This is a genomic window from Shewanella sp. NKUCC06_TVS, from assembly GCF_019345515.1.
Lineage (GTDB): Bacteria > Pseudomonadota > Gammaproteobacteria > Enterobacterales > Shewanellaceae > Shewanella > Shewanella oncorhynchi.
On record NZ_JAHKQX010000047.1, the window covers coordinates 1 to 312 of the forward strand.

Annotated in this window: 2 rRNA genes; both read left to right on the forward strand. The window is 45.2% G+C overall.

Annotated features, from left to right (window positions below):
- Positions 1 to 91: ribosomal RNA gene (locus tag KO531_RS22245) — 23S ribosomal RNA — on the forward strand; the annotation flags it as partial.
- A 137-nt stretch (positions 92 to 228) separates the two neighbouring features.
- Positions 229 to 312 (forward strand): 5S ribosomal RNA (gene rrf / locus KO531_RS22250); the annotation flags it as partial.

Consider the following 312-nt stretch of genomic DNA (forward strand, 5'->3'; position numbering starts at 1 on the left):
CCGTTCGAGACTAGGACGTTGATAGGCATGGTGTGTAAGCGTTGTGAGGCGTTGAGCTAACATGTACTAATGACTCGAGAGGCTTAACCATACAACCCAGATGGGTTTTACAAAGAAGCCTTAGACAGAATATCGACACTTGATAAAGTTAAAGACTCAACAGAAAATCAGCTTTCCGAATTATTATTAACGTGGTCCAGCGATGGACACGGTAATAAACAGAATTTGCTTGGTGACAATAGCCTTGTGGAACCACCTGATCCCATCCCGAACTCAGAAGTGAAACGCAAACGCGCCGATGGTAGTGTGGGG